Consider the following 12,920-nt stretch of genomic DNA (forward strand, 5'->3'; position numbering starts at 1 on the left):
CTCAGGCCAGCCCAAGGCCGACCAGGCAGAGGTCAATAAGTTTGATGGCGGCAAAGGGGGCCGCGAGCCCGCCAAGGCCGTAAATAAAGAGGTTGCGGCGCAACAGCAGCTCAGAGCTTTCCTCCCGGTAGGGCACGCCGCGCAAGGCCAGTGGAATGAGGGCCACAATGATGAGGGCATTGTATATGGTGGCCGCCAGTATGGCGCTTTGCGGGCTATGCAGGCCCATGATGTTGAGTGCGGCAAGGCCGGGGTACAGGCCCATGAACAGGGCCGGGATGATGGCAAAGTATTTTGCCGCGTCGTTGGCAAGGGAAAAGGTTGTGAGGCTGCCGCGCGTCATGAGCAACTGCTTGCCGATACGCACGATATCCAGCAGTTTGGTTGGCGAGGAATCCAGATCAACCATGTTGCCCGCTTCCTTGGCGGCCTGCGTGCCCGTGTTCATGGCAACCGCCACGTCCGCCTGCGCCAGAGCCGGGGCGTCATTGGTGCCGTCGCCCGTCATGGCGACCAGATGTCCCTTGGCCTGATATTCCCTGATAAGGTTCAGTTTTGTTTCCGGCGTGGCCTCGGCCAGAAAGTCGTCCACCCCGGCCTCGGCGGCAATGGCGGCGGCAGTAAGCGGATTGTCGCCCGTAATCATGACGGTTCTGATGCCCATGCGGCGCAGCTCGCCAAATTTTTCGCGCACACCGTCCTTGATGACGTCCTTGAGGTGGATCACGCCAAGCACTGCGGCATCGCGGGCAACCACCAGCGGCGTGCCGCCCTGGCGGGCAATGCTTTGCACCACTTCATCGCACTGGGTGCTCAAACGCCCGCCAAGCTGCTCCGCAAAAGCGCGCACGGCGTCTGCCGCGCCTTTACGTATTGAGGAACCCCGCGCGTCAACACCGCTCATGCGGGTATGCGCGGAAAAGGGAACAAAGACCGTATCCTTTTCAGGGGATATTGTGCCGTTCTGCGGGAACAGGCTGTTTGCCAGTTGTACAATGCTGCGGCCCTCGGGGGTTTCATCCGCAAGCGAGGCAAGGCGGGCGGCCTCCGCCAGTTCCTGCTCGGTGTGGCCGTCCACAGGTATAAAGCTGACGGCCAGCCGGTTGCCAAGGGTTATGGTGCCTGTCTTGTCGAGCAGGAGCACATCCACATCGCCAGCAGCTTCAATGGCGCGTCCACTCATGGCAAGCACGTTGGCCTGATTGAGGCGGCTCATGCCCGCAATGCCTATGGACGAAAGCAGTGCGCCGATGGTGGTTGGGGCCAGGCAGACAAAGAGCGCCACCAGCGAGGTAACATCCGCCGGGTTTGCCGCATGGTTCTGACCTGCCGCAAAGCGGGCAAAGCACCACAGTGTGCCCGTGACCAGCAGAAAGATGACCGTAAGCGCCACCAGCAGGATGTTCAGGGCTATTTCGTTGGGGGTTTTCTGGCGGGCGGCCCCTTCGACCATGGCGATCATTTTGTCCAGAAAGCTGCGGCCAACCTCGCTGGTAACGCGCAGCACCAGCCAGTCGGAAAGTACCGTAGTTCCGCCGGTAACGGCGCTGCGGTCGCCGCCGCTCTCCCGTATGACCGGGGCGGATTCGCCCGTGATGGCGCTTTCATCCACAGAGGCTGCCCCTTCGGTCACATCGCCGTCGGCAGGGATCATCTCGCCTGCCAGCACAAGCACGTAGTCGCCGGGTTTCAGTTCGGTGGAAGAGGTCATCACAAAGGCATCGTGCTGCGCAGGGGCCGGCAGCTTGCGGGCGTCAACACTCTTGCGCGATTTGCGCAGGCTGTCGGCCTGCGCCTTGCCCCGGCCTTCGGCAATGGCTTCCGCAAAATTGGCAAAGAGCACCGTAAACCAGAGTATGGCGGCAATGGCGCAGGCAAATGCACTTTGGTTAGCGACAGCGGGGATGAATCCCCACGCCCCTGCCAGAGCAAGGCCGCTGGTCATGATGGCGGAAAGGTACACGGTGAACATGACAAAATTGCGCACCTGAATGTGCGGGGCCAGCTTGATGAACGAGTCGCCAAGGGCCCGCCGGATCATCCGGCTGTTGCGCGGGGCATGTACAGTTTTGGCTGACATGGCTGTATCCTTTATTATTGAGCGCGTTAATTAACGCGCCATTTGCAGATGTTCGGCCACGGGGCCAAGAGCCAGAGCGGGGAAGAAGCTCAGAGCGCCCACCAGCAGCACCACAAATATGAGCAGAAAAACAAACATGCCATTGCTGGTGGAAAGAGTGCCGGAGCTTGCGGCCACGGTCTTTTTGCCCGCCATACTTGCTGCGGCGGCAAGTATGGCAGCCACGGGCACAAAGCGCCCGGCAAGCATAAGTGCGCTCAGCAGTACATTCAGAAAAGGCGTGTTGGCGTTCAGCCCGGCAAAAGCCGAGCCATTGTTTGCCCCGGCAGAAGTGGCGGCATAGAGCAGCTCGCTGAAGCCGTGGGGCAGGGCGTTGCTCAGGCTTTCCACAACCTGCGGAACAATGCTCATCAGACCAGCCCCGATCAGGATGACGACTGGCGTGGTCAGGCAGACCACAACGGCCATCTTCATTTCAAAGGGTTCCACCTTTTTGCCCAGATATTCGGGGGTGCGGCCCACCATCAGGCCCGCCATGAAGACTGTCAGCAGCACAAAGGCCAGCATGCCGTACAGGCCACTGCCTACGCCGCCAAAGACTACTTCGCCCAACTGCATGAGCACCATGGGAACCAGCCCGCCCAACGGCGTGAGGCTGTCGTGCATGGCGTTGACAGAGCCGTTGGAAGCGGCAGTTGTGGCGGCTGCCCAGATGGCACTATTGGTTATGCCGAAGCGCGCTTCCTTGCCTTCCATATTGCCCCCGGCCTGAGCCAGCAGGCCGCTGCTGGCGGCAAGATCAACCTGCCCACCCTGGGCCAGTTGCGGGGTGGCGATCTGTTCGGCCCAGACGGTGAAGCCAATGGCGGCGGTCAGCAGCAGGATCATGGCGATAAATATGACTACGCCCTGACGCATGTCCTTGATCTGCCTGCCAAAGGTGAAGCACAGCCCTGCGGGAATGAGCAGCAGAGCCAGCATTTCCAGCATGTTTGCGAGAGGAGTTGGGTTTTCGTGCGGGTGGGCGGAATTGACGCCGTTGTAGCCGCCGCCATTGGTGCCAAGCTGCTTGGGCGCAACCTGCGAAGCCTGCGGCCCCAGAGGAACCATTTGTTCCGTAACGGTGGCCCCTTCTTCGGTTGTAAGCGGTTCAAGCAGGGCAACAGTTTTGTAAGGGGAAAAATTCTGCGGCACGCCCTGCCAGATGAGCAGCAGCGAAAGCGTCAGAGAGAGCGGCACAAGGATATACAGGGTGGCACGGGTGGCGTCTGCCCAGAAGTTGCCGAGACCTGAAACGGCTGGCATGGCGGAAGTATCTGGCCCTCCGGATGTTTCTGTTATTCGTGCGCGCAGTCCACGGATAAAGGCGAACAGCACCGCAATGCCCACAGCGGCGGAAACAAAGTTCTGCACCGTAAGCCCCGCCATCTGGGCCAGATAGCTCATGGCGCTTTCGCCCGAATAGGCCTGCCAGTTGGTATTGGTGACAAAGCTCACCGCCGTGTTCAGCGCTAGATCCCAACTTGTTCCGGCTATGCCCTGCGGATTCAGGGGCAGGCTGCCCTGCGCCATGAGCAGCAGCATGAGAACCACAATGCTCACGGCACTGAAGGCCAGCACGCAGCCAAGGTAGCGCTTCCAGCCCATCTGTTCCGCCGGGTTGATGCCCATGGCGCGGTACAGGCCGCGCTCGCAAGGGGTCAGCACTTTTTGCAGCCAGAACGGCTCTCCGTCCATGACCTTGCCCATGTAAATGCCCAGGGGCCATGCCAGCAGGGCGAGCAGCATGATGTACAGCAGGCATTGCCCGACCATGTTTTCCATAACTTCCTCCTGTGGGGCGTAAACCTTGCCCACGGAAGCACGGTATGAAAAAGCGCATAAAAGGGGTGTTAAACTTGGGGCGGGAGTATAAAATTTGTATTAAGGCCGATGGTTGTTTTCGTTGTCAGCACGCTTGACATTGTTCAATTGGTGTTGAATGATTGTCCAATGGAAACAAAAAAAGCTACCCAGGTGTTTGAAGCCCTTACGTCCGAGGCGCGCCTTTGCATTTTTCGCCTGTTGGTCAAGCATGCCCCTGACGGTCTGGTGGCGGGGGAGCTTTCCCGCCTGGCGGATATCCCCAAGACCAACCTTTCTTTTCATCTGAAAACCCTTGTCCACAGCGGGCTTGCCAGTATGGAGCGTGAGGGGCGCAACACGCGCTACCGGGCAAACATCCCCCTGATGCTTGAAACCATATCCTATCTGACCGCCGAATGCTGCTCTGGCCATCCCGAACAGTGCAGGGCGTATCGCCGTGAGAGTTGCGTTGATGCGGTGTTTCTGCCCGACTGTTGCGGGGACAAAACCTCTGACCCGGAGAGCGGCCATGAGTGATGCTGAAAAAACTGCACACAATGAACAGGTGCGCGAAACTGTGCGCGCCGGATACGCGGCTATTGCCACGGGTAAGAACGCCTGCTGCTGCGGCGGCTCGTGCGGTACCCATAGCCCTGCACGGCTGGCGCAGGCCATAGGCTACTCGGCTGAAGACCTAGCCAAGCTGCCGGAAGGGGCAAACATGGGGCTCTCGTGCGGTAACCCTGTGGCCATAGCCGCATTGCGGGAAGGCCAGACCGTGCTTGACCTTGGCAGCGGCGGAGGCTTTGACGCATTTCAGGCTGGTGAAAGGGTAAAGGCGGGGGGGCGTGTCATCGGCGTGGACATGACGCCGGAAATGATCGCCAAGGCCCGCAAAAATGCTGATTTTTATCAGCAGCGCACGGGGCTTGCCAATGTGGAGTTCCGCCTTGGCGAAATTGAACATCTGCCCGTGCCGGATGCGTGCGTTGATGTGGTTCTTTCCAATTGCGTCATCAACCTTTCGCCAGACAAGCCGCAGGTGTGGCGCGAAGTTTTTCGCGTATTGAAGCCTGGTGGCAAGGTGTCTGTTTCAGATTTGGCTCTGCTGAAGATGCTGCCGGATACAGTTCGGGAAATGGCGGCAGCGCTGGTAGGGTGTGTGGCCGGTGCCGTGCTGGTAAGTGAAACCCGTGGCATGCTTGAAGACGCGGGCTTTTCCTCCATAGAACTCACACCAAAGCCCGACTATGTGCGAAACATGCAGAACTGGAACGACCCGCTGTACAGGCAGATCGCCGAGGCTCTGCCCAAGGGTGAGGAAATGGCGGATTATATCGTCAGTCTTTCCATTGAAGCCAGAAAATAGAGGTAAGTATGAACATCCTTTTTTTATGCACTGGCAATTCCTGCCGTTCGGTTATTGCCGAGGCGCTTTTTCGGTCTATGGCCCCGGCGGGGCTGACAGCGCAGAGCGCTGGCAGCAAGCCTGCGGGCTATGTGCACCCCCGCGCTCTTGAGGCTCTGGCCGAGGCCGGAATTTCAGCCGCTGGCCTTGCAAGCAAATCATGGGATGATCTGCCGGAAAAGCCCTCGGTGGTCATAACCCTGTGCGCCGATGCGGCGGGTGAAGCCTGCCCCGTGTACTTTGGCTCAGTAATACGCAGCCACTGGGGCATGCCTGACCCGGCCAAGGTGCTGGGGGATGAGGCCACAATCAGGGTCGCCTTTGCCGAAACGCTGGAGGTTCTGCGCAGGCGCGTAACAGCCCTGGTGCGGCAGCTGGAGGCCAACCCAGGAATGGATGCAGGCACCTTGCAGAGCACTCTTGACGGCATAGCCGCGCACTAAGGGGCAGAAATTATGAGTCAGTCAACTTTGCAGCGACTTTCATTTCTCGACAGGTTCCTGACCCTGTGGATTTTTCTCGCCATGTTCGCGGGCGTGGGGCTTGGCTGGGCGGTGCCGGACATTAAAAACGTCATTAACTTTTTTCAGGTGGGCACCACCAATATTCCCATTGCCATCGGTCTTATCCTGATGATGTATCCGCCGCTGGCGAAAGTGAAATACGAGCAGCTTGGCCGGGTGTTTCGCGATAAAAAGGTCTTGCTGCTTTCGCTGGTGCAAAACTGGGTGATCGGCCCGGTTCTTATGTTTTTGCTGGCGATAGCCTTTCTTTCCGGCAACAACAGCTACATGGTGGGGCTCATACTGATCGGCCTTGCCAGATGCATTGCCATGGTCATTGTGTGGAACGACCTTGCCGGGGGCGACAGGGAATATTGCGCGGGGCTTGTGGCCTTTAACGCCATATTTCAGGTGCTGTTTTTTTCTGTCTACGCCTATGTGTTTATCACCGTGCTGCCCGGCTGGCTTGGCCTTTCGGGGGCGGTTGTGGATGTGAGTATTGGGCAGATTGCCGAAAGCGTGTTCATTTACCTTGGCATCCCCTTTATTGGGGGCATTGTGTCCCGTTTCTACGGACTCAAGGTCAAGGGGGAGGACTGGTACGAGAATGTTTTTATTCCGCGTATCAGCCCATGGACGTTGCGGGCGCTGCTGTTCACCATTGTTGTGATGTTCTCTCTCAAGGGCGAGTACATTGTGCAACTGCCTATGGATGTTGTGAAGGTTGCCGTCCCCCTGCTGATTTACTTTCTCGTGATGTTCCTGTTTTCATTCTACCTTTCATGGCGGGCAGGGGCGAACTATGAACAATCGGCAACGTTGTCGTTCACTGCTGCGTCCAACAACTTTGAGCTTGCCATTGCCGTGGCCATTGCCGTGTTCGGTCTCAATTCCGGCGAGGCCTTTGTGGCGGTTATCGGCCCCTTGGTGGAAGTGCCGGTACTCATCGCCCTTGTGAATGTGGCCCTGTATATTCGCCGCAGGTATTTTGCCGGGCGGGAAACGGCCTGACCGGCCTTGCCCGGGAATTTCTACTGATCTGACTGGAAAACATGCCCGTAATTGCAGAAGGCCGCCCAAAGGGCGGCCTTCTTCGTGCTAACTGAGTAATGGCAAATTTGATGTGTTTTTTGCTTCTCGGTGTTTTAAAACTGGTCTCTTTGCCCAGTGCTTCATCGCCTGCTGCTTTCAGGCAGGTTGAAAATAATGGTCAGACCCTTGGGGAGAGGTTCAGGAGGCGGGAGCCGCACGCCGCTTCTCTGGGTTCGCACTATGGCGTTCTGGGCGGAGTTGTCAAAATACTTGTTTCCGGAGCTCTTTATAAGCTTGTATGCTACAATTTCTCCGTCTGACGAGATATCCACATCTATTGTGCAAGCCATAGGCTCATCCAGTGGTGATGAAAATGCCCAATACTGGCGCACAGTCTCCATAAAATCGTGAATATAATTTTCCATTGGCGACATTTTGCTGGCCGCTGCAATAGAAGAGGCCTCTTTTTGCGCAGGTTCAGAAGGTGGAGTTGAATTCCTTGTGCAGGAATATATGAGCAGTAGAGTTAAGGCAATAAGGAATAAGAGTTTGTTATTGTGTGTACGCATTTGGATTTTTCCATAAACCAGGGTTACGAAGAAATTATTTGCCAAGGAACACACATCCTTCTTTATCAACCTACGCCTGCCTCTCCTTTTTTGATAGCCCTCAGCGATGCCCACGTTTGTTGGGAGTTTCATGCATCTCCCTAACTTTCCAGAAAAATAGTCACTGCCACAGGTCGCAGCCAGGTATGCATATGCGCGCAATAAAATACTTATTTAGTAGGTATTAAATGATATATAGCCATTTTTATTGACAAAAATAGTGCAGTTGGAAATTAGCTGTGGTAGTACGCAAATAATACCATCTTACTATGATATCGGCGCGCAGTGATTGTGGCTGGTCGTAGTAGGGAAACCTTTTTATGGCGCACTGCTATATATTTTATTTTGGGGTTAATTGCATGAAAAAATTGCTTATTCTTGGTGCTGGCGCTGGCGGAACCATGATCGCCACGAAAATGAGAAAGCTCTTGAGTGAAAGAGAATGGGAAATAACGCTGATTGACCGGGATCCCGTCCATCACTATCAGCCCGGCTGGCTCCTGATTCCGTTTGGGGTTGATACGCCGCAGGGTTGCGTTCGTCCCAAAAAGGATTTTATCAGCCGCGGAGTTAACTTCGTGATTGATACGATCACCGCTGTTGATCCGATTCAGCGCAAGGTTGAATGCAAAAACAGCACCCACACCTATGACTGGATTGTTGTTGCCTCTGGCGCGAGAATCGCTCCTGATGAAGTGCCCGGCCTTCTGGACGACTGGGGCGGCAAAATCCACAACTTCTACACCCATGACGGCGCTGCGGCGCTTGGCAACAAGCTGAAGCACTTCAAGAAGGGTCGTCTTGTTCTCCATATTTGCGAAACCCCCATCAAGTGCCCGGTTGCGCCTCTGGAATTTGTGTACATGGCCGACTGGTATCTGCAAAAGATGGGCGTGCGCAAAGATGTGGAAATTGAGCTTGTCACGCCGCTTACGGGTGCTTTTACCAAGCCTGTGGCAAACAACATTCTTGGCGCGCTGTGCGAGCAGAAGGGCATCAAGGTCACCACAAACTGGACTGTGGACAGCGTGGAAGCCGACCGCGCCGTGATCGCTTCCGTCACGGGCGATGAAATCCCCTACGACCTGCTGGTGAGCATTCCCCCGAACCTTGGGCAGGAATTCCTTATTGAATCTGAAGTCTCCGACGTGACCGGCTTTATTGATACGGACAAGGAACTGCTGAAGTCCAAGAAGTTCGAGAACATGTATATCATCGGCGACGCAACAAACGTCCCCGCGTCAAAAGCCGGGTCTGTGGCCCACTTTGAAGCGGACGTGATCGCCCAGAACCTGATGGCCGACATTGAAGGCACCGACAACTATTACAGGTTTGACGGCCACACCAACTGCTTTATCGTCACAGGCTTTGAAAAAGCCTCGCTGATCGACTTCAGCTACGCTGTGGAACCCCTGCCGGGCATGTTCCCGCTGCCTGGCGTTGGCCCCTTTGAGCTGCTGGGCGAAAGCCACATCAACTATTGGGGTAAGCTCATGTTCAAGTGGGTGTATTACAACCTCATGCTGAAAGGTCATGAGCTCCCGTTTGAACCCAATATGTATCTTGCAGGGAAAGATACCTCCTTGCTGAGAAGCAAGTAGACCGGAGGGATCATATGACACCTGAAGATAAAATTCTTGAGCGGCTGGAAGCCATTGAAGGCAGGCTCAGCGACCTTCAAGCGAGCAAGGAAAGCAGCAGCATGCTTCTGAGCGAGCTGACGCCCATTGGGAACCATGCCTTTCGCCTTATTGTTGAAGAGATGGAGACCCTCAACGGCAGGGTTACGCTTGACGACATTCTGGATCTGGGCCGAAAGGGTTTGCTGACTGTTCCCAGGCTTACGTGGCTGCTCGACCAGCTCGAGAACGCCACCGACCTGTGGAAGATTCTGCACCCTGCGTTTGCGCCGACTTTTCCGCACATCATTGAAAAGATGGGTGAGTGGGAAAAGGATGGCGTGTTTGAAAAGATGTCTGCATTCAAAAACGCCGGCGGTAACCTGCTTGGCTCCATGAGCCCGGAAGACATTGCCAAAACAGGCGAAGGCCTGGCCTTTTTGATCAGCCAGTTGCAGCGCCTTGCCGACCCCGACCTGCAAGCCAAGATCACGAACCTGATCGGCATGCTGGGCGAGATCGACACGGCCAACGTGAAGCCCACGGGCGTCTTTGGCCTTATTGGGGCGCTTGGCAGCGCGGAAGGCAAACAGACTCTGGGACTGCTTGCCGAGCTGATAAAAGTAGCAGGAAAGTTCACGGGCCAGAGCGCGTCCAAATAACCAGAGGTTATCTGAACGCGTTCCCCGGAACTGTTCGTCTATAAATGCAAAGTCCGCCGAAGTTGTGCAGCTTCGGCGGACGTTTGCTTGAACTGCCCTTGTGCCCGGTGTCGGCCAAATCCTGAAGTCAATTTTTATTCAAAAAATAGTTTCACATGCATTCCGCAGGGTAGCGGCAGGGGGGATGAAAGCTGGTCGTCTACAGTGTCGTTCCCGAATCTCGTTTTTGTTCTTTTTCTTTGAACTGTGCGGCTTCTTCTGGTGTTGCAAGGCGTATATACTTCAAGTCTGGTTTTACTTTATCAAATATCGGTTTGGTAACTTCTGAAAGTTGAGGACGTCCTGCCCAGAAACCCATGCCTATTCCACCTTCGATGTAATAAGTCTGACCAGGTTGAACATCCAGCGTGACGGACGATCTTGCTTCTGTTTCAGCTGAATATGTATGTTTGCCAGGGGCTGCACGGTATGCAAAATAGGAACCGGCTTTCAGCAGACCGATGTTGTTAGTGTCTTCAGTTATGAAATAGCTCATTCCACCACCAGTAAATGCCCACTCGCGAAAGAAGACAATAGCGGCGCTTTGTTCATCAGCTTGTATTTGTGGAGGCGACTTTTCCTCCACATAATCACCGCGAAGCGGCATTTTTGCGCAACCCACAGAAAAGAGGAACAGTAACGCCACGATACTGAACGAAAGCAGCTTATTCATAATTCCCTCCAATTTTATACTGGTTTATCAGTCCGCAAATATCGTCTCAACCCAGTTTTTGGATAGGAGGAAGTGAAAACATTTGCGCAAGAAGGGATATTCTCCGTTCCGATCAATATAGCGACACTGATAGGCATGCTGGACTAGGTCGAAACGCAAACGTGATAGGTATTGTTGGGGTGGTGCAGGGTGCGAAGGGCGGCAGGTTTTGGGGTGTTTGTCGAACCAATAAATGCAACAGGGATGTTCGCGTAGCAAACGCGTCCAAAAAAGTCGTTCCGTTCCTTGCCTTGATGTCACCTGCCATTTGAAAGTCACAGTATGCGCCAAGTGGTATGGGATTCACAGCGAGCAGTATAGATGCGTAAAAAAGGCATAGCTGACAGCGGCTGTGCAACCTGCTATTCTCGCCCAAGAAAATTATGCGTAATCATCTGACCCGCCAACAACTCGAAGGCCTGACCCTGTGCTGGGAACAGTGGGAGGCCGAGGCCGCAACCCGCACGCAAAAAAACATGCGGGCGCGTCTGCACCTGATTTTTTTGCTGATGCGCTACGGCGGCTTGCGGCTGGGCGAAGTGCTGGCGCTGGAGCCTCGTTCCTCCATAGACACCGTCACTGGCATGCTGCGCGTTTCTGGCTCCAACGCGCGCGAAATTCTGCTGCCTGTGAGCGCCATGCGCAATATCCGGCGCATTCTTGGCCTGCCGCAGGCGGCGGAGCCTGATTTTTTGCAGTTTGATCAGAGCTTTCTGCGCAAGAAATTTTACGCAGTGGGCAGCTTGATGGGTCTGCCTTCTGCCTGCGTGGGGCCTCGCGCCATACGTTACTCGCGCGGGCTTGAGCTGCTGGAACTGCATGTGCCCATGCCGTTGGTACTCAAATTTCTTGGGCAGCAGGATGCTGACCAACTGCTGGCCTTTCTGAACTTTTCTGACGGCGAGGCGCGCAAACTGCTGACCACGCAGGCTCAAGGAAAAGACACCTCGGCAAGCGCCTGCCACGGCGGCGAAGCCGATGACGGAACCAATCTTTTTTGGGGCATTGTTACCCGCATATTTACCGGCATGCGCAAGGTATATGTGGAGATAACCACTTTTTCCGATTTCAGGCTCGCGGTGGCCTGCACTCCGGAAGAAGCCGCCCTGCATGAAGTGCACGAAAATCAGGTGCTGAGCGTGCGGGTAGACCCGGAGCGCATAGTTTTAAGCCCTGAAAAATCGTCCATGAGCCTTGCCAACTGCGTCAAGGGCGTGGTGGACAGTCTGCACTCTGACATGGTGGAAACCTTTGTCTGCGTTGGCTTGCCAGACGGCACAACCCTGCGGGCAACGGTAGACACCTGCACGCTGGACACCATGCATCTGCGTGACGGCAAAAAGGTGTATGCCCATTTTGCCTCCAGCGCCGTTCGGCTGGTGGCCGAGTAGTTTTTGTTTCTGATATCGGCTGCGGCCCGCATGGAGCCGATTTGTTGCCGCCCTGTTTTGGCCTTCTTTTGCAATCTTTTATGTCCCGCTTTTTCGTGATAGCGTGATTAATGTCGCGCTGAACAGAGTTGGTCTTTCAAGATTACCTCTTCAAAAGGAGTCTGATCCATGTTCCGTTTACCCCGTTTTCTGCTCCTGGCCTGCGCTGCGGGCTACATGGCCTGCGCCGCGCCAGTTCTGGCCGCTGATACTCTCATGATGGCAACCACCACCAGCACGCAGGATTCCGGCCTGCTCGAATATCTGGAGCCTGTCTTCAAGCAGGAAACCGGCATTGAGCTGAAGTGGGTTGCCGTGGGCACCGGCAAAGCCCTTGAAATCGCCAAAAATTGCGATGCCGACGTACTGCTGGTGCATGCGCCTTCGGCTGAGCTTGAATTCGTCAAGGCCGGGCATGGCGTGGACCGCCGTCAGGTCATGTACAATGACTTTGTGATCGTTGGCCCTGTGGCAGACCCCGCTGGCGTGAAAGGGCAGACCACTGCCGAGGCGCTCAAGCGTATTCTGGATACCAAGGCGGGCTTTGTGAGCCGTGGCGACCAGTCCGGCACGCACAAGGCGGAGCAGAAGTTGTGGCAGCAGAGCAATATTGTGCCCGACAAGGATCCCAAGTATTTTTCTGCGGGGCAGGGCATGATTTCCACCCTGAACATGGCTGCCGAAAAGCAGGCCTACGCCCTCACCGACCGTGGAACCTGGATCACCTTTGCCGACAAGATGGGCGACAAAAACCCGCTGGCTATCGTGGTTGAAGGCGACAAGGCCCTTTTCAACCAGTACAGCGTCATCACGGTCAATCCCGCCCAGTGCCCCAAGGTCAAGACCGATCTGGCCAAGAAGTTTGAAGACTGGTGGGTTGCCCCGGCCACCCAGCAGAAGATCGCCGGGTACATGCTCAAGGGGAAACAGCTTTTCTTCCCCAATGCCAACAAGTAGCGCACCCCGGTAGCGCAGGCACGTA

The 12,920-nt window shown here is 55.7% G+C and carries 12 protein-coding genes; 8 read left to right on the forward strand and 4 right to left on the reverse strand.

All coding sequences use genetic code 11. The features are described from left to right. Position 1 precedes the first annotated feature (1 nt). Positions 2-2,080 carry a potassium-transporting ATPase subunit KdpB gene (gene kdpB, locus G449_RS0103580; protein ID WP_022657939.1) on the reverse strand — a complete coding sequence of 693 codons (2,079 nt, stop codon included), beginning with the start codon at positions 2,078-2,080 and terminating at the stop codon, positions 2-4. Between the two features lie 30 nt (positions 2,081-2,110). Beyond that, the gene (kdpA, locus tag G449_RS0103585; protein ID WP_022657940.1) at positions 2,111-3,904 is read right to left on the reverse strand and encodes a potassium-transporting ATPase subunit KdpA; all 1,794 of its coding nucleotides are present in this window, start codon (positions 3,902-3,904) and stop codon (positions 2,111-2,113) included. Positions 3,905-4,072: 168 nt separating this feature from the next. Between kdpA and G449_RS18610 the strand changes: the two genes are divergently transcribed. The 4 genes from G449_RS18610 to arsB are packed head-to-tail and all read left to right on the forward strand — an operon-like array spanning position 4,073 to position 6,847. Continuing rightward, entirely contained in the window at positions 4,073-4,462 is a 390-nt protein-coding gene (locus G449_RS18610; RefSeq protein ID WP_022657941.1) for an ArsR/SmtB family transcription factor, read from the forward strand. Then, positions 4,455-5,294: an arsenite methyltransferase gene (gene arsM, locus G449_RS0103595; protein ID WP_022657942.1), complete on the forward strand. Its 840-nt coding sequence runs from the start codon at positions 4,455-4,457 to the stop codon at positions 5,292-5,294. Before G449_RS18610 ends, arsM begins: the two co-directional genes overlap by 8 nt. A gap of 8 nt (positions 5,295-5,302) precedes the next feature. Next, a complete protein-coding gene (locus G449_RS15845; protein WP_022657943.1) occupies positions 5,303-5,776 on the forward strand; it encodes an arsenate reductase ArsC in 474 nt (157 codons plus the stop codon). Between the two features lie 12 nt (positions 5,777-5,788). Then, positions 5,789-6,847 carry an ACR3 family arsenite efflux transporter gene (gene arsB / locus G449_RS15850; protein WP_022657944.1) on the forward strand — a complete coding sequence of 353 codons (1,059 nt, stop codon included), beginning with the start codon at positions 5,789-5,791 and terminating at the stop codon, positions 6,845-6,847. A 161-nt stretch (positions 6,848-7,008) separates the two neighbouring features. On the opposite strand, the gene G449_RS0103610 is transcribed toward arsB, so the two are convergent. Then, a complete protein-coding gene (locus G449_RS0103610) occupies positions 7,009-7,569 on the reverse strand; it encodes an energy transducer TonB (RefSeq protein ID WP_022657946.1) in 561 nt (186 codons plus the stop codon). 266 nt (positions 7,570-7,835) lie between these two features. On the opposite strand from G449_RS0103610, the gene sqr reads away from it, so the two are divergent. Together sqr and G449_RS0103620 are read left to right on the forward strand one after the other, a co-directional pair. Further along, on the forward strand, positions 7,836-9,077 hold the full coding sequence (sqr, locus tag G449_RS0103615; RefSeq protein ID WP_027180675.1) for a type III sulfide quinone reductase, selenoprotein subtype: 1,242 nt from the start codon (positions 7,836-7,838) through the stop codon (positions 9,075-9,077). Between the two features lie 14 nt (positions 9,078-9,091). Then, complete coding sequence (locus G449_RS0103620; RefSeq protein ID WP_022657948.1) at positions 9,092-9,757, forward strand: DUF1641 domain-containing protein; 666 nt, start codon at positions 9,092-9,094, stop codon at positions 9,755-9,757. A gap of 199 nt (positions 9,758-9,956) precedes the next feature. Here G449_RS0103620 and G449_RS0103625 read toward each other — a convergent pair whose 3' ends face one another. Further along, positions 9,957-10,469, reverse strand: coding sequence for a DUF2846 domain-containing protein (locus tag G449_RS0103625; RefSeq protein ID WP_022657949.1), 513 nt, complete (start codon positions 10,467-10,469; stop codon positions 9,957-9,959). A gap of 422 nt (positions 10,470-10,891) precedes the next feature. Between G449_RS0103625 and G449_RS0103630 the strand changes: the two genes are divergently transcribed. Both G449_RS0103630 and G449_RS0103635 read left to right on the forward strand, forming a co-directional pair. Beyond that, positions 10,892-11,899: a TOBE domain-containing protein gene (locus G449_RS0103630; RefSeq protein WP_022657950.1), complete on the forward strand. Its 1,008-nt coding sequence runs from the start codon at positions 10,892-10,894 to the stop codon at positions 11,897-11,899. Positions 11,900-12,067: 168 nt separating this feature from the next. Beyond that, positions 12,068-12,895, forward strand: a complete 828-nt coding sequence (locus tag G449_RS0103635) for an ABC transporter substrate-binding protein (RefSeq protein WP_022657951.1) — start codon at positions 12,068-12,070, stop codon at positions 12,893-12,895. Positions 12,896-12,920 lie beyond the last annotated feature (25 nt).

Origin of the sequence: Desulfovibrio desulfuricans DSM 642, from assembly GCF_000420465.1 — a bacterium.
Taxonomy (GTDB): Bacteria; Desulfobacterota; Desulfovibrionia; order Desulfovibrionales; family Desulfovibrionaceae; genus Desulfovibrio; species Desulfovibrio desulfuricans.

Bases quoted from the DNA above. Each gene is read 5' to 3' on its own strand.
- kdpB (WP_022657939.1), bottom strand. From the start codon at position 2,080: ATGTCAGCCAAAACTGTACATGCCCCGCGCAACAGCCGGATGATCCGG.
- kdpA (WP_022657940.1), bottom strand. From the start codon at position 3,904: ATGGAAAACATGGTCGGGCAATGCCTGCTGTACATCATGCTGCTCGCC.
- G449_RS18610 (WP_022657941.1), top strand. From the start codon at position 4,073: ATGGAAACAAAAAAAGCTACCCAGGTGTTTGAAGCCCTTACGTCCGAG.
- arsM (WP_022657942.1), top strand. From the start codon at position 4,455: ATGAGTGATGCTGAAAAAACTGCACACAATGAACAGGTGCGCGAAACT.
- G449_RS15845 (WP_022657943.1), top strand. From the start codon at position 5,303: ATGAACATCCTTTTTTTATGCACTGGCAATTCCTGCCGTTCGGTTATT.
- arsB (WP_022657944.1), top strand. From the start codon at position 5,789: ATGAGTCAGTCAACTTTGCAGCGACTTTCATTTCTCGACAGGTTCCTG.
- G449_RS0103610 (WP_022657946.1), bottom strand. From the start codon at position 7,569: ATGAAACTCCCAACAAACGTGGGCATCGCTGAGGGCTATCAAAAAAGG.
- sqr (WP_027180675.1), top strand. From the start codon at position 7,836: ATGAAAAAATTGCTTATTCTTGGTGCTGGCGCTGGCGGAACCATGATC.
- G449_RS0103620 (WP_022657948.1), top strand. From the start codon at position 9,092: ATGACACCTGAAGATAAAATTCTTGAGCGGCTGGAAGCCATTGAAGGC.
- G449_RS0103625 (WP_022657949.1), bottom strand. From the start codon at position 10,469: ATGAATAAGCTGCTTTCGTTCAGTATCGTGGCGTTACTGTTCCTCTTT.
- G449_RS0103630 (WP_022657950.1), top strand. From the start codon at position 10,892: ATGCGTAATCATCTGACCCGCCAACAACTCGAAGGCCTGACCCTGTGC.
- G449_RS0103635 (WP_022657951.1), top strand. From the start codon at position 12,068: ATGTTCCGTTTACCCCGTTTTCTGCTCCTGGCCTGCGCTGCGGGCTAC.